General features: G+C 69.3%; 4 protein-coding genes and 1 pseudogene. All 5 read left to right on the top strand.

The window, feature by feature from the left end; all coding sequences use genetic code 11:
* Positions 1-398: 398 nt before the first annotated feature.
* The 5 genes and pseudogenes from ACZ899_RS07325 (at position 399) to ACZ899_RS07305 (ending at position 24,028) form a co-directional block, all read left to right on the top strand.
* A complete protein-coding gene (locus ACZ899_RS07325; protein ID WP_234560374.1) occupies positions 399-9,374 on the top strand; it encodes a non-ribosomal peptide synthetase in 8,976 nt (2,991 codons plus the stop codon).
* Positions 9,371-13,486 (top strand): non-ribosomal peptide synthetase, encoded by a 4,116-nt coding sequence (locus ACZ899_RS07320; protein WP_234560373.1) that lies wholly within the window; start codon positions 9,371-9,373, stop codon positions 13,484-13,486. The genes ACZ899_RS07325 and ACZ899_RS07320 overlap by 4 nt, the downstream gene beginning before the upstream one ends.
* A complete protein-coding gene (locus ACZ899_RS07315) occupies positions 13,483-22,503 on the top strand; it encodes a non-ribosomal peptide synthetase (RefSeq protein WP_234560372.1) in 9,021 nt (3,006 codons plus the stop codon). Before ACZ899_RS07320 ends, ACZ899_RS07315 begins: the two co-directional genes overlap by 4 nt.
* Positions 22,493-23,176 carry a hypothetical protein gene (locus ACZ899_RS07310; protein ID WP_234560371.1) on the top strand — a complete coding sequence of 228 codons (684 nt, stop codon included), beginning with the start codon at positions 22,493-22,495 and terminating at the stop codon, positions 23,174-23,176. The genes ACZ899_RS07315 and ACZ899_RS07310 overlap by 11 nt, the downstream gene beginning before the upstream one ends.
* Positions 23,158-24,028: pseudogene (locus tag ACZ899_RS07305) on the top strand (TauD/TfdA dioxygenase family protein). The gene ACZ899_RS07310 and the pseudogene ACZ899_RS07305 overlap by 19 nt, the downstream one beginning before the upstream one ends.

The raw sequence follows: 24,028 nt of genomic DNA, 5'->3' as shown, positions 1-24,028 counted from the left end.
CGCATGGTTATCATCCGCCAGCGCGCGGGGCCAGGAGCCCGGCGCCAATGGATCGCCGCTGACCCACAGGTCGCCGGTACCGCAGCCGAAGGGACCACCCAGGCTCAACGCTCGTGGCCCCTCCACGCCCCCCATAAGGATGGTGAGGTTTCAATTGGTCACGCAGTCTGGAATCGTAGATATGACGGGCCGTGCGCCCGTAGTCGCTGCTCTTCCCATCACGTGCGCTGCCGCCCGGCCGCACGGCGTCCCGCCCACCACTCCCGCACGCAACGGTGTAGCGCTCGGCCCCTGATCGCCGACGCATGACCGCCCCGGCCCGATGGCCGGGCCCGACAGGCAGGACGCCCGTCGTCCTGTACGTCCCATAAGAACAATACTCATGGATGGCAGCCTCGATGTTCGACACCACCTCCTCGCGCGGCACGGCCGGCACGCAGCCCGACGTTTTACCCGAGAACTGGCACCACGATGCCCCGTTCGACGCCGACCAGTGTGTCCACGGCCTGTTCGAGGCCCAGGTGCGGCGTGCGCCGCAGGCCATTGCCGTGCGCTTTGGCGAGCAGGCACTGACCTACGCCGAGCTCAACGCACAGGCCAACCGCCTGGCTCACCACCTGCGGACCCTGGGGGTCGGGCCGGATGTGCGGGTTGGCCTGTGCCTGACGCGTTCGCCGGCCATGCTGGTGGCCGTGCTCGCCGTGCTCAAGGCCGGTGGCGCCTACGTGCCGCTGGACCCTGGCTATCCACGGGCGCGCCTGGCGCACATGCTGGCTGACAGTGCCCCGGCGGTGTTGCTCAGCCATGGCCCGGCCCGGGCTGCACTCGATGGCCTGGCAGCGGCCTCGACACTGCTCGATCTCGACGACAGCGCGGCCTGGGCCGAGCTTGCGTCCCATGACCCGGACCCGCAAGCGATCGGGCTGACCCCCAGCCACCTGGCCTATGTGATCTACACCTCCGGTTCCACCGGCACGCCCAAGGGGGTGATGGTCGAGCACCGTGGCCTGGTCGCCCTGGGCGCGGCCTGGGCTCAGTTGTATCCACTGCGGGCGCCGCTCAATCACCTGCAGATGGCTGGTTTCTCCTTCGATGTGTTCAGCGCCGACCTGATCCGCGCCCTGGGCTTCGGCGGCACCCTGGTGCTGTGTCCACGCGACACGCTGATGGACCCGCCCGCGTTGTACCGGCTGCTGCGCGAGGCGCAGGTGGGCTTCGGCGACTTCGTGCCGGCGGTGCTCGACCCGCTGCTGGACTGGGTCGAGGCGAACGGCCACGACCTGGCCTTTCTGCGCACGGTGGTCTGTGGCTCGGATATCTGGACCGCCCACAGCGCCCGCCGGCTGCGCAGGCTGTGCGGCGGGCGAGTGCAGCTGGTGCAGGCGTACGGCGTCACCGAGGCGAGCATCGACAGCACCTGCCACGAACTGCCGGCGCACGAGGTGGCTGATGCTGTGCTGCCTATCGGTCGACCACTGGCGAACTGCCGCGTCTATCTGCTTGATGCGCGAGGGCAGGCGAGCGAGGAGGGTGAGTTGTACCTCGGCGGCGTCGGGGTCGCGCGCGGCTACCTGAACCTGCCGCAACTGACCGCCGAGCGTTTCATCGACAACCCCTTCGTGGCCGGCGAGCGCCTGTACCGCACCGGCGACCTGGCGCGCCTGCGCGGCGATGGCCAGCTCGAATTCCTTGGTCGCGGCGACCAGCAGGCCAAGCTGCGCGGCCTGCGCCTGGAGCTGGGCGAGATCGAGGCGCGCCTGGCGCAGGTGCCCGGCGTGCGGCAAAGCCTGGTGCTGCTGCGCCAGGATACGCCCGGCGAGCCCCGCCTGGTGGCCTACTTCGCCCAGCAGCCGGGCGCCGGGCTGAGCCCGGCGGCCCTGCGCGAGCAGTTGGGCGAACACCTGCCGGACTACATGCTGCCGAGCGCCTACGTGCAACTGCCTGCCTTGCCGCTGACCGCCAACGGCAAGTTCGACCGCGTCGGCCTGCCCGCGCCGGACGCCGCTGCCTTCAAGCAACGTGACTACCAGGCGCCGCAGGGGGCGCTGGAAACCAGCCTGGCGGCGATCTGGGGCGAGGTGCTGGGGGTTGCGCACATCGGCCGCGACGATCACTTCTTCGCCCTGGGCGGCCATTCGCTGCTGGTGATGCGCGTGCTGGCCCGCGTGCGCCAGGACCTGGGGCGCGAAGCCGCACCGGTGGCGCTGTTCGAAAGCCCGCGGCTCGTGGACTTCGCTCAGCGCCTGCAGGCCAGCCGGGACGAGGCGCGGCTGCCGATCGAGGCAGTCGAACGCACGGGTGCGCAAACGTTGTCGTCCGCCCAGCGCCGGTTATGGTTCCTGGCGCAGATGGAGGGTGGCAACGCCGCCTACCACATGCCGCTGAACCTGCGTCTCAAAGGTGCCTTGCAGGTGCAGGCGCTGGCGGACAGCCTGGACAAGCTGGTGGCGCGCCATGAGGCACTGCGCACTACTTTCCTCAGCGTCGAGGGTGAGGGCCGACAATGTGTCGGCGCCGAAGACCAGGGCATGGCCCTGGTACAGGTCGACCTGCAGGGCCTGCCCGATGTCTCGGCACGCCTGGACGCGCTGATCGAAGAGGAGGGCGCAAGACCATTCGACCTGGCCAGGGGGCCGCTGATGCGCGCCTGCCTGGCGCGCCTGGCACCAGACGAGCACGTGCTGCTGCTGACCCAGCACCACATCATCTCCGACGGTTGGTCGGTGGGCGTGCTTACCCGCGACCTGGAAACCCTGTATCGCGCCGCCGTGCAAGGCATCGACGCGACACTGCCGGCGTTGCCGGTGCAGTACGTGGACTACGCTGCCTGGCACCCGCGCTGGCTGGCTGGCGAGCGACTGGAGGGCCAGCGCCGGTACTGGCAGCAGGCGCTGGAAGGCGCGCCGCCGCTGCTGACCCTGGCGACCGACCACCCGCGCCCGACGGTGCAGGATTACCGTGGTGGATTCGTGCCGCTGATGCTGGATCGCGAGCTGACCACGCGCCTGAAGGCGCTGTGCGGCGCCCATGGCTGCACGCTGTTCATGGGCTTGCTGAGCGCCTGGTCGCTGCTGCTGATGCGCCTGTCCGGGCAGGACGACGTGGTGGTCGGCGTGCCCACGGCCAACCGTCCGGACCCAGCGCTGGACGGGCTGATCGGTTTCTTCGTCAACACCCTGGCGCTGCGCATGACCCGCAGCGCTGCGCCGACCCTGGAGCAGTGGCTGCATCAGGCCCGCCAGGTAACCGTCCAGGCCCAGGCGCACCAGGACCTGCCGTTCGAGCAACTGGTGGAGCTGCTCAACCCGCCGCGCAGCCTGGCCTACAGCCCGGTGTTCCAGGTGCTGTTCGCCTGGGAGCAGGACCAGGGCCAGACCCTGGCCTTGCCCGGGCTGGACATCAGCCCCGTGCCGAGCAGCCAGTCGGTGGCGAAATTCGACCTGCAACTGGCCCTGAGCGAACGTGATGGCCAGATCGTCGGTGGGCTGGAGTACGCCAGCGGGTTGTTCGAACGCGCCACCGTGGCGCGTATCGGCGAGTACCTGCGCCGCTTGCTGGAAGGCATGGTCGACAACCCAGGACAGTCCATTGCCACTCTCGAGCTGCTCGATGCCGCACAGCGCGTGCAAGTGTTGGACCGCTTCAACCGTACAGCCCGCGACAACGCCAGTCAGCCGAATTGCATGGCGCGGCTGGCGGCCATCGCCCGCCAGACACCGGATGCCGTGGCGCTGGTGGCCGACGGGCAGTCGCTGAGCTATGCCGAACTGGACCGTGCAGCCAACCGCCTGGCCCAGCACCTGGTCGCCCTGGGCATCGGCCCCGAGCAGCGGGTGGGACTATGCCTGGAGCGCTCGGCGCAGATGGTCGTTGGCCTATTGGCGATCCTCAAGGCCGGCGCCGCCTATGTGCCGTTCGACCCCGCGTACCCGGCCGACCGGCTGGCCTTCATGCTCGCCGACGCAGCGCCCAGCCTGGTGCTGACCCAGGCCTCGCTGCGCCCGGGCCTGCCGCAGGCGGTCGAGCTGCTGTGCCTGGACGCCGACGCCGAGCGCTGGGCCGACTGCCTGGACAGCGAACCGCAGGTGACGGTCCATCCCGAGCACCTCGGCTATGTGCTCTATACCTCCGGCTCGACTGGCCGCCCCAAGGGCGTGGCCCACAGCCGTCGGGCCCTGGACAACCTGATCGCCTGGCAACTGGAGGACGCACCAACGCCTTGTCGCGTACTGCAGTTCGCCTCGCTGAATTTCGACGTGTCGTTCCAGGAGATCTGCAGCACCCTGTGCCAGGGCGGCACCTTGCAGTTGATGAGCGAGGTTGAACGCAAGGACTTGGCCACCCTGCGTCCGACCCTGGTGGCCCAGGGTGTGGGGCGTGCGTTCCTGCCGTTCGCCGTGCTGCAACAACTGGCCGCCGTGACCGAGGCCGACGCGCCGATGCCGCCCGGCGGCTGCGAGATCGTCACCGCCGGCGAGGCGCTGCAGGTCAATGACGCGTTGCGCGCCTTCGTCCGTGGCCTGGGCGGTGCGCGCCTGCGCAACCAGTACGGCCCGACCGAGACCCATGTGGTCAGCCAGTTCAGCCTCGATTGCGTCGATGCCGAACACTGGCCTGAGTTGCCTGCCATCGGCAAGCCGATTGCCAATGCCCGGCTCTACGTGCTGGACGGCGACCTGAATCCATTGCCGGTGGGTGTCCCGGGCGAGCTGTATATTGCAGGCGACTGCCTGGCGCGTGGCTACCTCAACCGCCCACTCCTGAGCGGCGAGCGCTTCCTGCCCGACCCGTTCAACCCGCAGCCCGGCGCACGCATGTATCGCAGCGGCGACCTGGCGCGGCTGCAGGCCGATGGCAATGTGCAGTACCTCGGGCGCGTGGACCAGCAGGTCAAACTGCGCGGTTTCCGTATCGAGCTGGGCGAGATCGACAGCCTGTTGCGCCAGCAGCCGGGCGTGCAGGACACCACCGTGCTGCTGCGCGAAGACATTCCCGGCGATCCGCGTCTGGTCGCCTACGTGGTGGGCAGTGGCGATCCGCAGACCCTGCGCGCCGCCTTGCAACGACAACTGCCCGAGCACATGCTGCCCAGCGCCTGGGTCAGCCTCGCGCAGCTGCCGCTGACCCGCAACGGCAAGCTCGACCGCCAGGCGCTGCCGGCGCCCGAACGTGGCGGCGCGGCGCATTTCGAGCCACCACGCAACGAGACCGAGCGGCGCATGGCCCAGGTGTGGGCCGAGGTGCTCAAGTGCGAGCGGGTCGGCATTCATGACAACTTCTTCGACCTGGGCGGCCACTCGCTGCTGGCCACGCGCCTGGTCTACGCGATCAACCAGCGCCTGGGCGCGCAGCTGTCGCTGAGCAGCCTGTTCCAGGCACCGGTGCTGATGGAGCTGGCCGCGCAGGTCGGGGTGACGCAAGAGACCCATGGCGGACCCCAGGCGCAGGCCCTGCAGGCCGACCCGGCCGGACGCCATGCGCCGTTCCCGCTCACCGACATCCAGCAGGCCTACTGGTTCGGCCGTGAGGCCAGCGTAAGCCTCGGCGGGGTCAGCGCCCATGGTTACGAGGAGTGGCGCATCCCCGATTTCGATGTGCCGCGCTTCGAGGCGGCGCTGAACCGGATGATCCAGCGCCACGACATGCTGCGCGTGGTGTTCCTCGACGATGGCACCCAGCAGGTGCTGGAACAAGTGCCGGTTTACCAGCTGGCCCGCCGCGACCTGCGCGGCAGGAGCGGCGAGGAAGCCCGGAGTGCCCTGATGGCTGTCCGCGAGCGCCAGTCGCACCAGGTGCTCGACGCCAGCCGCTGGCCGCTGTTTGACTTCAGCGTGTCGCTGTTGGATGACGGCATCAGCCACCTGCACATCAGCCTCGACGCCCTGGTGGTCGATGCCGCCAGCACGCAGATCCTGGCCCGTGAGCTGATGGGGTACTACCACGAGCCCGACCTGGAACGGCCCGAGCCGGGCGTGACCTTCCGCGACTATGTGCTGGCCGAGCGCCGTTTGCGCGCCGACTCCTCCTATGAACGCGCCCTGGACTACTGGCGCGGGCGGATCGAGACCCTGGCTCCCGCCCCGGACCTGCCACGGGTGTGCCAGCCGGAAAGCATCGCCAACCCGCACTTCACCCGCCGCGACCGCGACATGCCGGCAACGCAGTGGAGCCGGCTCAAGGCCATGGCCCGGCAGTTCGGCGTCACCCCGCCGGTGATGCTGCTGACCGCGTTCAGCGAAGTGCTGGCGCTGTGGAGCCGCCAGCCGCGCTTCACCCTCAGCCTGCCGCTGTTCAACCGCCTGCCGCTGCACCCGCAGGTGGATGCGATCATCGGCGACTTCACCTCCCTGGTGCTGCTGGAAGTGGCTATCGACGGCAACGCCAGTTTCACCGACAAGGCCCGCGCCGTGCAGGCGCGCCTGTGGCAGGACATCGACCACTCGGTGGTCAGCGGCGTGCGTGTGCTGCGCGAGCTGTCCCAGGCCCGCGGCGTGCAGCAGACGGCGATGCCGATCGTGTTCAACAGCACCCTGTCGGAAGCGGCGCCGGAGCTGGCCGAGTTCAACCTGGGCGACGCTCTTGGCGCAACGCTGGAACACAGCATCACCCAGACCCCGCACGTGTGGCTCGACCACACCCTGCTCGAACTCGAAGGTCGCCTGCTGTTCAACTGGGACAGCATCGATGCGCTGTTCCCCGAGGGCATGATCGGGCAGATGTTCGCCGCCTACAATGCGTTGCTCGACCGCCTGCTCGCCGCTGAAGCCTGGGCCGCCAGCACGCCGCAGTTGCTGCCCCAGGCGCGTCTGCCGCAGGCGCCAGCTGCGCCAAGTGATCTGCCGCTGATGCACGCGCTGTTCGAGCGCCAGGCCCTGGCCACGCCCGAGGCCATCGCGGTACTGGGTGCCCGTGAGCTGAGCTACGGTCAATTGCGCCAGGAGGCCCGACAGCTGGCCGCGCAGTTGCAATCCCGTGGCGTAAAGCCTAACCGACTGGTCGCCGTGGTGATGGAGCGCGGCTGGGAGCAAGTGGTGGCGACGCTGGCGATCCTCTATGCCGGCGGTGCCTACCTGCCCATCGACCCGAGCCTGCCCGGCGCGCGTTTGCGCCATATCCTCGAGCGCGCCGAGGCCAGCCTGGCGCTGACCCAGCCGTGCCTGCTGGAGCGGGTGGCGTGGCCGACGCAGGTCACCGTGCTGCCGGTCAGCGACCAGATAGACAGCCCGGGTGAACCACTGCGCGACGTGCAGGTGCACCCCGATGACCTGGCCTACGTGATCTACACCTCCGGCTCCACCGGCACGCCCAAGGGCGTGGTGATCGACCACCAGGGCGCGGTGAACACCTTGCTCGACATCAACCGCCGCTTCGCCGTGGGCCCGCAGGACCGTTTGCTGGCCATCTCGTCGCTGAGCTTCGACCTGTCGGTGTACGACTTCTTCGGCACCCTGGCGGCGGGCGCGGCGGTGGTCATGCTCGAACCGCAGCTGAGCCTGGATCCCGCGCACTGGACCACGCTGCTCGAACGGCACCGGGTCAGCCTGTGGAACTCGGTGCCGGCGCTGCTGGGCATGCTGGTGGAATACCTGGAGGGCGAGGGCAGGGTGCTGCCGGCGAGCCTGCGCCTGGCCATGCTCTCCGGCGACTGGATCCCGCTGGCACTGCCCGAGCGCGCCCGGGTGTTGCGTCCAGGCTTGCAAATGATGAGCCTGGGCGGGGCCACCGAAGCGTCGATCTGGTCGATCGGCTACCCGATCGAGCAGGTCGATCCGGCCTGGCGCAGCATTCCCTATGGCCAGGCGCTGGATCACCAGCGTTTCCATGTGCTGGACGAGGCGCTGCAAGTGCGCCCGACCTGGGTCACCGGCCACCTGTACATCGGTGGCATCGGCCTGGCCAAGGGCTACTGGCGCGACGAGGCGCTGAGCGCCAGGAGCTTCTTCGACCATCCGCTGACTGGCGAGCGCCTGTACCGCACCGGAGACCTGGGGCGCCTGCTGCCGGATGGCAACATCGAGTTCCTCGGTCGTGACGACAACCAGGTCAAGGTCCAGGGTTATCGGATCGAACTGGGCGAGATCGAGGCGGTGCTCAACCGCCACCCCGGCGTGCACAGCGCGGTGGTGCGCATCCTCGGCGAGGCCCAGGCGCAGAAGCGCCTGGCCGGCTACGTGCTCAAGGCCGACCCGGCGCTGCAGGCCGGCGATTTCGCCAGTTACCTGGCCGACAAGCTGCCGGCGTACATGGTGCCGGCGTCCTTCACCTTCGTGGAGGCCTGGCCACTGTCGGCCAATGGCAAGGTCGACAAGAGTCGCCTGCCCGAACCTGAACAGGTCCAGGCCGGTGGCTTGGCGTTGGAGCTTGAAGGGCCGCAGGAGCAGCGCCTGGTGGCCATCGTCCAGCAGGTGCTGGGCAGGGCGGATATTGCCGCTGACGCCAACCTGTTGAGCCTGGGCGCCACCTCCATCGACATCGTGCGCATCAGCAACGCGCTGTCGAGCGAGCTGCGCTTCCGCCCCCATGTGGCGAACCTGCTGGCGCAGCCGACCTTGCTAAACCTTTTGGCGCTGTACCGCCAGCGCCAGGAGCAGAGCGCGTCACCGAGTACCAGTGTCGACGCCGTGCTGGACGATCCGCAGCAGCGGGCGGCGTTCAAGGCCGAGCAGCGCGCACGGCGGCGCTTTGCCAGCGACACGCCGCAGGTGGCCCTGGCGCTGCCGGCCGACCCTGCTTTCGCCCGGCGCTACCGCGACTATCGCTCGGTGCGTCAGTACCAGGAACAGCCCATTGCCGAGCAGGCGTTCGCCGAACTGCTGGCGGTGCTGGCGCAGGGGCAGCTGGACGGCGAGGCGAAGTACCTGTTCCCGTCGGCGGGCGGCGCGTACCCGATCCAGACCTACCTCTACATCAAGTCCGGTCGGGTGCTGGGCGTGCCGGGCGGCGCCTACTACCACGATCCGCTCGGGCACCGCCTGGTGGCCATGGGCGCCGGCGAGCTCGACCCGGACATCTACGACTTCTTCGTCAACCGCCCGGTCTACGAGGGCGCGGCGTTCGCGCTGTTCTTCGTCGCCGACCTGGCGGCGATCCGTCCGCTGTACGGCGAGGGCAGCCATGACTTCTGCCTGATCGAGACCGGCGCCATGGCGCAATTGCTGACCATGGCCGCCGCCGACCTGGGGCTGGGCCTGTGCGGCGTCGGCTCGGTGGAGACGCGGCAGCTGGCGACGCTGTTCGACCTGGGCAGCAGCCATTCACTGATCTACTCGATGGTCGGCGGCGTACGTGCGCCTCACACGCCACAACGCACAGCACCGGAAGCACTCGCCATCACGGCGCAGGACGACAACGACATGGAGGAATTCGAAGTATGAACGCCTATCAACTGCTGGCGTTTTTCGACCGCCATGGCGTGGCCCTCGAGGTGGATGGCGACAAGCTGCGCTGCAAGGCGCCCAAGGGGTTTCTCGACGAGGCCCTGATGCAGGCGCTGAAGACCCACAAGCAAGCGCTGATCGCCTTGCTGGCCCGGCCTGACGACAACGCGCCGATCCCGTGTCGGCCGGACGGTCAGGCCCGTTTCCCGTTGTCGTTCTCGCAACGACAACTGTGGTTCCTCGACCAACTGGAACCGGGCAACCCGTTCTACAACGTGCCCTCGGCGGTGCGACTCAAGGGACGACTGGATGTGGCCGCGCTGGAACGGGCCCTGAATGCGCTGATCGAGCGCCACGCCATGCTGCGAACCACCTTCGCCAGCGTCGATGGCGAACCGCAGCAGGTGGTGCACGCCAGCAGGCCGCTGAGCCTGGCCGTGCTCGACCTGTGCGAGTTGCCCGAGCCCGAGCGTCAGGCCTGCCTGACTGAGGCGGTCGAGGCCGAGGCCCGCGCCCCGTTCGACCTGGCAAGTGGCCCGCTGCTGCGGGCACGGCTGGTGCGGCTGGCCGACGAGGATCATGTGTGGCTGTACAGCGTGCACCATATCGTCGCCGATGGCTGGTCGATGGGGGTGATCCAGCACGAGATCGCCAGCCTTTACAGCGACTTCCTGCGCGGCCAGCCGCCGAGCCTGGCTCCGCTGCCGGTGCAGTACGCCGACTACGCCTGCTGGCAGCGGCAACGCCTGGACGGCGAGGCGCTGCAGGGCCAGCTCGACTACTGGCGCCGCGCCCTGGGCGACGCGCCAGTGCTGCTGGACCTGCCCAGCGATCGCCCGCGTCCGCGGGTACAGCGTTTTGTCGGTGCCACTTTCAGCTCGACGGTGGACGGCGACACCCTGGCCGAGCTCGAGGCGCTGGCCCGGCATACCCAGGGCACCTTGTTCAATGTGTTGCTCGCCGCCCTGGACGTGCTGCTGTGGCGCTACAGCGGCCAGCACGACCTGTGCGTGGGCACGCCGTTCGCCAACCGGGGCAGGGCGGAGTTGGAGCCGCTGATCGGACACTTCGTCAACACCCTGGTGATCCGCCAGCGGCTCGATCCGCAACAGACCTTCGCCGAGCTGCTGCGCGAGGTGCGGGCGAACATGCTGGAGGTCCATGGGCACCACGATGCGCCCTTTGACCGGGTGGTCGAGGCGCTCAACCCGCCCCGCGACCCGGGCCATTCGCCGCTGTTCCAGGTGATGATGGTGTTGCAGAACACACCCGGTTCCACGCTGGCCATGCCCGGCCTGGAACTGTCGCCTCATGTCACCGGCAGCGCCACGGCCAAGTTCGACCTGGCCTTCGAGTGGGTGGTGCGCGACGGCGCGTTGCACCTGCTGGTCGAGTACAACACCGACCTGTTCGACCGCACCACCATCGAGCGCCTCAGCCACCATTACCGCGAGTTGCTCGCCCAGGTGGCCGCCGAACCCAAGCAGCCGCTGCACGCGCTGTCGCTGATGGATGCCGACGAGCGTGAAACGGTGCTGCATACCTGGAACCAGGCGCCCGCCCCGGAGGGACCGATCGACTGCGTGCATCACCTGGTCGAGACGCAGGCGGCGCGGCAACCGCAAGCCTGCGCGGTGGTTTTCGAGGGCCAAACCCTCAGCTATGCCGAGCTCAATGCCCAGGCCAACCGCCTGGCCCGCCACCTGCGCACCCTGGGCGTTGGGCCGGATGTCCGCGTGGCCGTGTGCATGGAGCGCTCGCTGGAACTGCCGGTGGCGCTGCTGGCGGTGCTCAAGGCCGGTGGCGCCTATGTGCCGCTGGATCCGGACTATCCGGTCGGGCGCCTGGGCCACATGCTTGGCGACAGCACCCCCGTGGCGCTGCTGACCCTGGGTTCGGCCCGGGCGACCCTGCACCAGGCCATGCAGGCCTGTGGCTGGGAGGCGCCGCTGATCGACCTGCAGGCCGACGCGCCCGGCTGGGCTGAACTGCCCGGCGACAACCTGGCGCCCCACGAGGTGGGCGTGACGCCCGAGCACCTGGCCTATGTGATCTACACCTCAGGTACTACCGGCCTGCCCAAGGGCGTGATGGTCGCGCACCGTGGGCTGGCCAACCTGCTGGTCTGGTGCCTGGGCGTCTGCGGTGAGGCCGGGACGATGCTGCACAAGATCCCGTTCGGCTTCGACGCCTCGGCCTGGGAGACCTTCTGGCCGCTGGCCAGCGGTGGGCGGCTGGTGATCGCCCGGCCCGGCGGGCATTTCGAGCCGGGTTACCTGGCGCGACTGGTACGCGAGCAACAGGTCACGGCGATGGTCTTCGTGCCGGCGATGCTGCAGCTGTTCCTGGAGGTGGAGGAGGCCAGCCAGTGCCACAGCCTGACCGACGTGTTCTGCGGCGGCGGCGAGCTGACGCCGGCCCTGGCGCGGCTGCTGCGCGCTCGACTGCCGCAGGCGCGGCTGCACAATGTCTATGGCCCCACCGAGACTACGGTGATCAACAGCATCTGGACCCTGGCGCCGGGCGATGAAATCCCGGCGTTGCGCCTGCCGATCGGCAGGCCCATCGCCAACAACCGCTTCCATGTGCTCGACGCCTTCGATGCACCGGTGCCGCCCGGTGTCACCGGCCACCTGCATATCGGCGGCGTGGGCGTGGCCCGCGGCTACCTGGGGCTGCCGGCGCTGACCGCCGAGCGCTTTATCGACAGCCCGTTCGTGGCGGGCGAGCGCCTGTACCGCAGCGGCGACTTGGCGCGCTATCGCGCCGACGGCCAATTGGAATTCCTCGGCCGTGACGACTTCCAGGTCAAGCTGCGTGGCGTGCGCCTGGAACTGGGCGAGATCGAGGCGCGACTGCAGGCCTTCCCCGGCATCGCCTCCTGCGTGGTGCTGATGCTGGGCGAGGAGGCCCAGCACCAACGGCTCGTAGCCTGTTGCGTGACGAGCGCCACGCTGGACGAGCAGGCGGTACGTGCGCACCTGGCCGAGACCCTGCCCAGTGCCGTGCTGCCTAGTGCCTATCTGTGGCTCGACGGCATGCCGCTCACCGCCAACGGCAAGGTCGACCGTCAGGCCCTGGCCGAGCGCGCGGACAATGACCTGGCGGCGCGCCAGGTCAACCTGAGCAGCCCCCGCGACCCTATCGAGCTGGCCCTCTACCAGATCTGGAAAAGCCTGCTGCTGGCACCGCAGATCGGCATCCGCGACAACTTCTTCGCCGTCGGCGGCACCTCCATCGCGGCAATCAAGATGGCTTACCAGATCGGCCAGGCGTTCAATGTCGAGGTACCGGCCCGGGTGGTGCTCGGCCATCCGACCATCGAAGCCCTGGGCGGCTGGCTGCGGGCCGGGTCCAGTATCCAGGTGGACAATGGCAACCTGATCACCTTCCGCAGTGGAGACGGGCAGCGCAACGTGGTGTGCATCCACCCGGCCGGCGGTACCGCGTTCTGCTACCTGTCCCTGGCCAAGGTGCTGCCCGAGTCGGTCGGCGTGTACGGCGTGCAGTCGCCGGGGCTCAACCCAGGGGAGGCCACCGAGCCCACGGTCGAGGCGATGGCCGAGGCCTACCTGCGCCAGATCGAGCCCTTGCTGGAGCGGCCGCTGGTGCTCACCGGGCTGTCGTTCGGCGGCCTGGTGGCCTACGAGATGGCCCGGCGCCTGCGCGCGGCCGGGCGGGCGTCGGTCAGCGTGGTGCTGCTCGATACCCAGGGCTCGGACGATCCGGCCTTCCGCGGGCAGATCGGCACCGTCGACATGGCCGAGTTCCGCGACAAGCTGGTGCGCTTCAACGGCATGTACCCCGGTATCGAGGACGCCCAGGTCGAGCGCTATTTCCACCTGTACAACCACAATCGCCTGGCCATGGCCGCCTACACCTGTCCGCCGCAGGCTGGGCGGGTGGTGCTGGTGCAGGCCCGCGAAGACCTGCCGCGTGGCCAGCTGCGCGCCTTGCGCGGGTTCTGGCGGCGTCGCGCCGCCGACGGCTACCTGGCGACCCTGGTGCAGGGCGGTCATTGGGACATGCTCGAAAGCGCCGAGATTCATCGGGTCTCACGGACGATCCAGCGTGAACTGCAACGTTTCGATGCCCAGGAGGGGAAATGATGAGCGTGCTCCAGGAAACCGTGCTCGCGCGTTTTGCCGCCCAGGTGCAACGAGATCCGCAGGCCCTGGCGGTGATCGATCAGCAGCTGCACATGACTTACGCCGAGCTGGCCAGCGCCAGTGAGCGTATCGCCCGGGGGCTGCAGGCGCGGGGCGTATTGCCGGGCCAGGCCCTGGCGCTGTACCTGCCGCGCGGCTGGCAATGGCTGGCGGCACTGCTTGGCGCGCTCAAGGCCGGGGCCGTGGTGATGCCGCTGGACCGTGCCAGCCCTGCCGAGCGTTGCGGGCTGATGCTGGACGATGCCGCCTGCGTGGGCGTGCTCAGCCTCGCCGATGTGCCCCAGGGGCTGCCGGGGCCGTGGGAGGCCAGTGTCGAGGCGTTGCTGGACCACCCGGACCAACCGGCCCAGCCGTTGCCGGAAACCTTTGCCGAGGTCATGTGCCTGTTCTACACCTCCGGCACCACCGGGGTGCCCAAGGGCGTGGAGGTCGGCGAGCGCGGGCTGCTGCGCCTGGCGCAGGCGGGCAGCTATATCGACATCCGCCCCGGCCAGCGCTTCGCCTGCCTGTCCAACCCGGCGTTCGATGCCTGCAGCTTCGAGTTGTGGGCACCCTTGCTCAATGGTGGCTGCGTGGTGATGGTCGCCGACGAGGACGTGCTCGACGCCCGCCGGCTGGCCCGGCTGCTGCAGGTACAGCAAGTCGACACCCTGTTCATCACGGTGTCGCTGTTCAACTCTCTGAACGCGCAGTACCCGGCGTGCTTTGCCAGCTTGCGCCAGGTGCTGACCGGTGGCGAGCAGGTCAGCCCGGTGGCGGTGCGTGCCTGGTACCAGGCCAACCCGGACAGCGCCTGCCGCTTGTTCAACGTCTACGGCCCCACCGAGTGCACCACCTTCGCCCTGTGCCACCCCATCCCGCGTGACTTCAGCGGCGACAGCGTGCCCATCGGCCTGCCGCTGCCGGACACCGGCATGCAGGTGCTCGACCCTCGCCAGCAGCCGGTGGCGCCGGGAGAAGTCGGCGAGCTGTACCTCAGCGGCAGCGGCGTGGCCCGTGGCTACCGCAACCGCCCCGAGGAGACCGCGCGCGCGTTCGTGCGCCTGCCGGCGCTGGATGGCGGGCGGCAGGTGCACTACCGCACCGGCGACCTGGTGCGGGTCAACGCCCAGGGGCAGGTCGAATGCCTGGGGCGGGTCGACCGGCAGATCAAGGTTCGCGGTTTTCGCATCGAGCCGGGCGAGGTGGAGCAGCGCCTTCTCGAACACCCCCAGGTGGCCCAGGCCTACGTCTGCAGCCGCCGACAGGCCGCCGAGGACCATCAACTGCTGGCGTTCTTGGTGCCGTGTGGGGAACTGGACTATCGCGTGTTCGACGCCTACCTGCGTGCCCACCTGGCGCCCTGGATGCGCCCGCACCAGTTGTTCCGGGTGCCAGGCCTGCCACTGACGGCCAATGGCAAGATCGACCAGGAGCGCCTGCTTGCCCAGGCCGACACTCCCTGGCGACCGCCTGTCGAGGCAGGCGAGCACTCGCCGGCCCTGGACTGGCTGTTGCAGCAGGCGCGCACGCTGCTCGGGCAACCCGCCCTGGGGGGCCAGGACGACTGGCTCGGCAGCGGCGGTGATTCGCTCAGGGCCATGCGCCTGCGGTCGGTGATCCGTGACCGCTGGCAGCAGGAAATCAGCATGGCGACGTTGCTCGGCGAGCCGTTCGAGGCCTTGGCCGAGCGTCTGCAAAGCGGGCAGGGCATGGCGTCGCCCTATCCCCCGGCGCCGGCCGCGCAAGGCGCCCGTCTCGGTCCGGCCAGCGCCGAGCAGCGCCGGCTGTGGCTGGAGCAGCAGCGCGTGCCCGACTCGACCGCGTACAACGTACCTATGGTGCTGCACCTGGCCGCAGGCGCCGATCCGCAGGCCCTGGCCGAGGCGGTGAGGCGACTGGTGGCCAAGCACCCCGCGTTGCGCACGGCTTTCATGGCGGGCGCTGACGGTCCGGAGCAGGTCGTCGCCGAGCAGGCGGCGGTGTGCCGGGTGCTGGCAGCGGGCGCGCTGGACGGCAGCACCTGGCCAGCTTTTGCCAGCCTGGTGTTCGACACCCCGTTCGAGCTGGCAAGCCCCACGCTGCTGCGCGCCTGGGTGGCGCCACACGCCGACGGCAGCTGCCGCCTGCTGCTGAACCTGCACCATATCGTCACCGACGGCTGGTCGATGAACCTGCTGTTCGACGACCTGGCCAGCCTGTACCAGGATGCCCTGCAGGGGCAGGACAGCACAGCAGCCACGCCGGCACTGGACACCCTGGACTTCGCCTCGTGGCAGCGGCAGTGGAGCGTCAGCCCGCACTACCGGGAGCAGCGCCGCGCCTTGGCCACGCTGCACGCCCGTCACGGCGAGGCGACCCCGCCGCGGCCAGCCAGGTACCCCGGGGAAACAGGAGGGCGGCTGTATCGCCAGCCCCTGGGCGAACGGCGCAGCGCCGCGCTCGAACGCTTTTGCACCGAGCAGCGCCTGACCCGCTTCGACGTGCTGTTCAGCGTCTTTGCCTGGAGCCTGCACGCCCTGGTCGGTTGCGAGCGCCCACGGATCGCCAGCCCGGTGGCCAACCGCCCGCTGGCCGAGTTCGAGACCAGCGTGGGCATGTTCGCCAACACGGTGCTGATCCCGACCGATCTGCAAGGCACGCAAGCGCTGGGCGAGCAGCTGCGCCGACAGACCGCCACCGTGCGTGACGTGCTGGCCTTGCAGGACGTGGCCCTGGCTGATCTGGTCGAGGACCTGCGGCTGTCCTCCGACCAGGCCCTGTTCGACTACCTGTTCGTACTGGAGAACACCGACTACGACAAGCTCGCCGCCGCACCTCTGCGGGCCAGCCTGGAGCCGTACCCGACACCCCAGGCCAAGTGTCCGCTGACCTTGCTGGTGGTGGGCGGCGAAGGGCCGCTGGAGTGCTGGTGGGAATACCAGTGCAGCCATTTCGACGCCCATGAGGTGGCCGAGCTGGACCAACTGCTGCAGCGGGGGCTGGATTTGCTGCTCGACGACCTTCGGGCGACCCTCGACAGCCTGGTAATGCCTTATCGGCAAAGCCTGCCGCCGGCCAGCGAAGGCCTGGCCGCCACGCTGCCGTTCGCCACGCTGGCCGACTGGTTCGAGCATCAGGCGCAGCAGACTCCCGAGGCCACCGCGCTGGTCGCCGGGCAGCTGCAGTTGAGCTACGCGCAACTGAATGCGCTGGCCGACACCCTGGCGGCGACCTTGTCCAGCCAGCACGCACGCGACGAGTCGGCGACCATGGTGCTGTTCCTGGCGCCGTCGGTGGAGCATGTGGTGGCCTTGCTGGCCCTGGCCAAGCTCAATATCACCGCCGTGCCGCTGGACCCGAACTACCCCGTTGCGGTGCAGCGCCAGGTGCTGACCCAGGCGCGCCCGGACTGCGTGCTGTTCAGCAGCGCCACGGAAACCGTCCTGGCCGCGCTGGACGTCGAGCTCCTCAGCCGTCACCGGGTGGACCTCGACGCGCCGGCACGGTCCCTGGAACGCCTGCGCCACAACGGCGAGCGACCGCTGTACACCTTGTTCACCTCGGGCTCGACCGGCACGCCGAAGGGAGTGCAGGTGGCCGACCGTACCCTGTGCAACCTGTTGTACTGGCAGCGCCACGCCGGCCAGTTGCCGGCCCGTTCGGTGACCTTGCAGTTTTCCATGCTGTCGTTCGACGTGGCGTTCCAGGAGCTGTTCGGCACCCTGTGCGGCGGCGGTTGCTACCACCTGATCGAGCCCCACTGGCGCCAGGACTCCCAGACGCTACTGGCGTACCTGCAGCAGGCGCGTATCGAGCGGCTGTTCCTGCCCTGCGTGGCCTTGCAGCACCTGGCGCAGACCGCCGTCGCCCAGGGCATCTACCCAGCGGCCCTGCGCGAGGTGGTGACGGCCGGCGAGCAGTTGCTGTGCAGCGAAGCGTTGCGCAGTTGGTTCGGCGGCATGCCGAAGGCCCGCCTGTTCAACCACTATGGCCCCACCGAAACCCATGTGGTCAGCGCCTACCGCTTGCCAGCGCAGGTGAGCGACTGGCCGCTGCGCGCGCCAATCGGGCAGGCGGTCGACAATGCCCGGCTGCTGCTGGTGGACGCCCATGACCGTCCCGTACCCCCTGGCAACCAGGGCTACCTGCTGGTGGCAGGGGCGATGGTCGCCCGCTGCTACCTGGCAGATGCGGCGCTCAACGCCGAGCGTTTCGTCGAACTGCCCCAGGCCGACGGCAATCGCTGCCTGTATTACCGCACCGGCGACCTGGCCTGGGTCGATGCCCAGGGCTGCCTGCACTACGTGGGTCGCGACGATCAGCAGGTCAAGCTCAGTGGCCATCGCCTGGAACTGGGGCAGGTCGAATCGGCACTGATGGCGGTGGCCGGGGTGGCGACCGCGGTGGTGACGGTGCAGGGCGAGCCCGCGCGCCTCACCGCCTATCTGCAACTGACCGGCATACCGCCCTCGGCACAGGATCTCGATCGCCAGGTGGCGCGGCACTTGCCGGCCCATGTGCGCATCGACCAGTACCGGCGCCTCGACAGCTGGCCGCGCACGCCCAGCGGCAAGGTCGACCGCAAGGCGCTGGCCGGGCAGGGCGAGGCCCTGGAGCGGCGGCGCGTGCAGGCGGCCACCTTGACCCCGCTGGAAAGCCAGCTGGCCGCGCTGTTCCGCGAGGTAATCGGCCACGACATCGAGCCGACGCAGACCTTCTTCGAGGCGGGCGCCACCAGCCTGGGCCTGATGCGCCTGCAGGCGCGCTACGCCCAGGCCTTGCCCGGCGCGCCCAGCATGGCCGAGCTGTTCGAGCACGTGACCATCCGTCGCCTGGCCGCGCACCTGGCCCGTGCCGAGGCCGCACCGCAACGCCGTGAGCGCGCATCCAACCCAGGCGAACAGCCGATGGCGATCATCGGCATGGCGGTCAACGTGGCCGGTGCCCGCGACCTGGGCGAGTTCTGGACGATGGTCCAGGGCAACGCGCTGGGCATCGAGCACTTCCAGGCCGGCGAAGGCCTGGTCGGCGCACGCAGCCAACTGCAGGGCATGCTCGATTTCGACCCCGAGTACTTCGGCATCAGCCGCCAGGAAGCGCGGCTGATGGATCCGCAGCAACGCCATCTGCTGATGGCCTGCGTACAAGCCCTGCAGCATGCCGCCATCGTGCCGGCGGCGGGCGGCCCGCGCATCGGCCTGGTGGCCAGTTGTGGCGAGACCACCTACTTCCAGCAGCTGCTGCGCGAAAACGGCGAGGGCGAGCTGCCGGATGGCTTCCAGCTGGCCCTGCATCACGACAAGGACTTCCTCGCCACCAAGGCCGCCTACCACCTGGACCTCACCGGGCCGGCGCTGAGCGTGCAGGCCGCCTGCGGCAGTTCGCTGATCGGCGTGCACCTGGCCTGCAACCTGCTGCGCCAGGGCGACAGCGACGTGATGCTGGCGGCCGGCGTGCTGATCGACCCGACCCTCAGCGACGGCTACCGCCACCGTTCGCAGCACATCTTCTCCCGCGACGGGCTGTGCCGGCCGTTCAGCGAGGATGCCAGCGGTACCCTCGGCGCCAGTGGCTACGGGGTGGTGGTGCTCAAGCCCCTGGCCCGCGCCCGTGCCGACGGCGACCGCATCTATGCGCTGGTGGAGGGCTCGGCACTGAACAACGATGGCCGCGGCAAGATGAGCTACACCGCGCCGTCGGTGGCCGGGCAGGGCGCGGTGATTGCCCAGGCCCTGGAAAGGGCCGGGGTCGCAGGTGCCGACATCGGCTATGTCGAGGCCCACGGCACCGGCACCTTGCTCGGCGATCCGGTCGAGGTCGCCGCGTTGGCCCAGGCCTTCGGCGAGGCGCCGTCGGGCAGTTGCGCCCTGGCCTCGGTGAAGAGCCAGATCGGCCACCTGGGCGCGGCGGCCGGTGTGGTCGGGCTGATCCGCGCCACCCTGGCGGTGTACCACGGGGTGATCCCGCCGAACCTGGGCTTTTCCCGGATCAATCCGCAGATCGACCTGGCGCGTTCGCCGTTCCATATCCCGACCACGGCACGTCCCTGGCCGGCGGGGCGGCGACGCATGGCCGGGGTCAGCAGCTTCGGCATCGGCGGTACCAATGCCCATGTGATCGTCGGTGCCGTGCAGGCGGAGCCACAGGACCCTGAAGATGCAACACCGTTGTTGCTGCTGTCCGCCCATAGCCGTGAGGCACTGGAACGCGACATCGCCGCCACCGACACCTGGTTGCGCGCTAACCCCGGGCAGGCACATGCGGTGCTGCGCCACCTGCAGGCCGGTCGCCGGCAGGGGCGTTGGCGCTTTGCGGCGCCGTACCGGGCGGGCGACGCCTTGCCGTTGTCGGCCATCCGCGAGGTCACGCCAACGCAGGTGCGGCTCAAGGCCTGCGAATACGCACCTGATGACCTGCTGACGGCATGGTACGAGGGCGCGCATATCGAATGGCCGGGCTGCTCGGCGCCGCCGCCCTGGAACCTGCCGCCTGCGTCGTTCGATCTGCAGTCCTTCCGTTTCCAAGGTCATGGGGCAGGGCAGCGCCAACCACTGGCCGACTGGTTCCATCAACGGCAATGGCAGCGGGTGCGACGGCTGGGTACATCCATGGCGCAGGGTGCACGGCAGACGCTGGTGGTGTGCGTCCGCGAGGCTGTCGACGACGCATTGCTCGCAACCCTGGGCCGTGCCTACGGGCGAGTCGTGCAGGTACAGGCAGGCCAGGGCTACCGCAAGCTCGCCACGGATCGCTTCGAGCTTGATGTGCTCGACACCCAGGCGCTGGGACGGTTGCTCGAGGCGCTGCCGGGTGAACTGGATTGGCTGCACGCCTTGCCCTTGTCGGTGACCGGCGCAGTCGACGAACAAAGCCTGGCGGCGGCCCAGTGGGCCTGCCTCGACACGCCGAGCAGCCTGTTGCAGGCCTGGGGCCAGGCACCGCGAGACGCCGACCTGCGCCTGTGGCTGCTGTCCTGGCAAGCGTGCCCGGTGCAGGGCGCGGTGGCGCGTCCGGAGCTGGCGGCCCTGGCCGGGGTGACCGAAGTGGCGCCCCAGGAATACCCGCTGCGCTGCCACTGGCTGGACTGCCCGAGCCCATCACTGGGCGAGCATGCCAACGCCCTGGCCACGTTGCTGGCCGAGCCCGAGGCATTGCCCCGGCGCATGGCGCTGCGCGAAGGCTACCTGTGGCAGTCGCGCCTGGTGCCAAGCCCGCTGCCGTCGCCCACGGCGCCAGGCCTGGCCGAGCGCGGCACGTACCTGATCCTGGGGGCTGGCGGCATCGGCCGCACCCTGTGCCAGCACCTGCTGCGCGCAGCGGACCGGCGCGTGGTGCTGCTGTCGCGTTCGCCGGTAGCGGACCTGGACCACGAGCGGGTCGATTGGGTGCAGGCCGATCTTGCCGACCTGCAGCGCTGGCCCCAGGTCCTCAAGGCGCTGGCCCGACGCTACGGGCGTTTCGACGGGGTGATCCATGCCGCCGGCATCGGCGCCGGCAGCCTGATTCGCCAGCGCGATGCCCGGCAGATGGCGATCGCCATGGCCGCCAAGACCCACGGCTTGCTTGCCGTGGAGGCGCTGATCGCACGGATGGCCCCGGATTTCGTGCTGTACTGCTCGTCCATGTCGGCGCTGTTCGGCGGTGCCGGTCACCTCGACTACGCCGCCGCCAACGCCGTGCTCGACGGCTTCAGCCACTACCGCGCAGCGGGCGACGAAGGCTGCCTGCGGCTGGGCATCAACTGGGACATCTGGTGTGATACCGGCATGGCCACGCGCGGCAACAGCAACGATGCGGCGCACCAGCAGCACCTGAAGGTCGGCCTGTCGGCGCAGGAGGGCTGCGAGGTGTTCGAGCGCGCCATGGCGGCGCAATTGCCCCAGGTGCTGGTCTCGACCACGGCTCTGCACAGCGCCCGGCGTTTCTATCCGCGCCGTCATGGTGCCGTGGCCACACCGGTCGACGTGCAGCCGAGCCAGGACGATCTGCCGACACGCCTGCGCGAATGCCTGTGCCAGTGGCTGGGCGTGGACTCGCTGGAGGACGATGCCTCCTTGTATGACCTCGGCGCCGATTCCCTGACCCTGCTGGACCTGATCGACGAACTGCAGCGCGCCACCGGCGTGGTCGTGCAGCTGTCGCAGTTCAGCCCCCATGTCAGCCTGCGCGAGGTGCTGGCCCTGGTTGACGCCGACCCAGGCCAGGCCGCATGTGGCAGCGACCCGTGGCGCGAGGCGCTGCGCATCGATCCGTGGCAGCAGGGCGATGGTCGTCAATGCCTTTACCTGATCCACCCGGTCGGTGGCGATGTCCAGGCCTACCGCGAGCTGGCCGCTACGCTGCACCCGGACCTCGGCGTGCGGGTGATCGCCGACCCGGTGCTGCGCCAGCCTGAACTGGCCAACCTTTCACTGGCGGCGCGGGCGCAGCTGTACCTGGAGGCGATACAGACCGACCTGCCCGATGGCGCAAGCTGGGGGCTGCTCGGTTGGTCCTTCGGCGCCTGGGTGGCCCAGGCCATGTACGCGTTGGCCTGTGAAGCCGGGCACGAGCCACCGACGCTGTACCTGGTCGATCCACCTGCGCCGGACGCCGGGACAGAGTTGCGGCAGATCGACGAAGGGCAGATCCAGCAGGTGTTCGAACAGGAGTTCGCCCTGCGCAACGGCGAGTCGGACGGCGCGCGCTATCTGGAGCGCCTGGTGACCTGCTGTCGCAACAACCTGGCAAGCATGCTGGGGCATGCGCCGGCAACGCAGGCCGGCCCGACCGGGCGCCTGTTCATCGCCACGCACCCCAACCCCTATGGCATCGGCAGTGGCTGGCAGACCCAGGACTTGCGCCAGGCCTGGCAGGCCTTGCTGCCGGACCTGGACAGCTGGACGACGTTGGATACCGACCACTATGGCATCGTCACCGGCCCCTGGGCCCGGCAGATTGCCGAGGCAATCAATGCCGACCTGCTCAGGCAGGAGGAGCGTGTCCATGGTGCCTGAACACGCCACGCCACCGGCGTGGCTGAGCCCGCTGCTGCGGGTATTGGGGGCCGGGCCCTTGGTGCAGCCGATGGACCGTGAGGCGTATTGGCGACTGCTGCACCTGTGGCAAGCCGAGGTGGTGCTGCCGCTGCTCGCCGAGGCGCTCGCCGAACACGCTCCGGCCGTGGTCACGCTGCAACGTCTGCACCAACGTGCCAGCCTGGGCCTGCGCGGGCGGACCGGTGAGTGGCGCGCTGCGCTCAGGCCGGTGCTGTTGCCAACGTTTCGCCGGGCCTACGACTTCGAGAGCGCCCATGCCCAGGCCTATGACAGCGCCCTGGCCTACGGTCAGGCACCGTCCAACCAGGCAATGATCGCCGGGCAGTTCGGCGACGCTGAGGCATTCGCCCGACACTATGCACAGCTGAGTACCGAGGCCAATGCCCAGGCATTTGCCACGGCCAACGCGGCGGCCAGCAGTGAGGTCGCTGCCCGCGCCTATGCCCACGCTGACGAACAGGCGTGCGCCAGTGTTGTCGGCGCCTTGGCGCGGGTCTGCGGTTGGGCCTGCGCGACCTCGATCGAGCAACGCATGGCGCGAGTGACGCAACTGGCGGAGGGGCTCCAGCGCCTGGCGAGCCAACTCAATCAACACACATCAGGGAGGGAAGCATGGATCAACAGGGATTGAGCGCCATTGAGCGGATTGCCGGCGCCCAACGCGCGCCGTACCGCAGTATCAGCGTGGAACGGCTGACACCGATCATCGGCGCCGAGATCGGCGGGGTCGACCTGTCGCGCAGCTTGCCGCCCGAGCAGTTGGCGGAGATCCGCCGGGCGTTCCTGGAAAACCACGTGCTGGTGTTCCGCGACCAGCAACTGAGCGTCGAACAGCACAAGGCCTTCGGTCGCCTGTTTGGCCAGCTGCGCGCCTTGCCGCTGGAGGACATCGACGGCGACGACCCGGAACTGGTGGTGATCCGCGCCAACGCCCAGTCGCGTTTCGTTGCCGGCGAAACCTGGCACACCGACGGCACCGCCGACCCGGAGCCGTCCATGGGCTCGATGCTGTATGTGAAGGAAACGCCGGCCATCGGCACGGGGCGGCGACACCCTGTTCGCCAACATGCACCTGGCGCTGGAGATGCTGTCGCCGGCGATGCAGGGGTTTCTCGGCACCTTGACGGCCATTCATGACGGCGAGATCCCGTGGAAGGGCTACACGCCGCCGCCAGGCCTGCCCAAGACCGAACACCCGGTGGTGGTGCGCCATCCAGAGACCGGACGAGCCTCGCTGTTCGTCAACTCGGGCTTCACCTCGCATATCGTGCAGTTGTCCGCCGGCGAGAGCCAGGTGCTGCTGGGGATGTTGTTCGACCTGGTGGCCCGCGAGCCGGTGCTCAGTTGCCGGGTACGCTGGGCGCAGGGGACCCTGGTGTTCTGGGATAACCGCTGTACCCAGCACCATGCGGTGTGGGACTACTTCCCGCATTCGCGGTATGGCGAGCGGGTGACGATTCTTGGCGGGCGGCCACAGGCCTAG

The sequence above is a fragment of the Pseudomonas sp. TE31087 genome, from assembly GCF_057284075.1.
The sequence above is the reverse complement of the archived record's forward strand: the minus strand, read 5'-3'. Positions and strand labels throughout refer to the sequence as shown.

Excerpts from the sequence above, each read along its gene's own strand:
- ACZ899_RS07325 (WP_234560374.1), top strand. The coding sequence starts at position 399 with ATGTTCGACACCACCTCCTCGCGCGGCACGGCCGGCACGCAGCCCGAC.
- ACZ899_RS07310 (WP_234560371.1), top strand. The coding sequence starts at position 22,493 with ATGGTGCCTGAACACGCCACGCCACCGGCGTGGCTGAGCCCGCTGCTG.
- ACZ899_RS07315 (WP_234560372.1), top strand. The coding sequence starts at position 13,483 with ATGATGAGCGTGCTCCAGGAAACCGTGCTCGCGCGTTTTGCCGCCCAG.
- ACZ899_RS07320 (WP_234560373.1), top strand. The coding sequence starts at position 9,371 with ATGAACGCCTATCAACTGCTGGCGTTTTTCGACCGCCATGGCGTGGCC.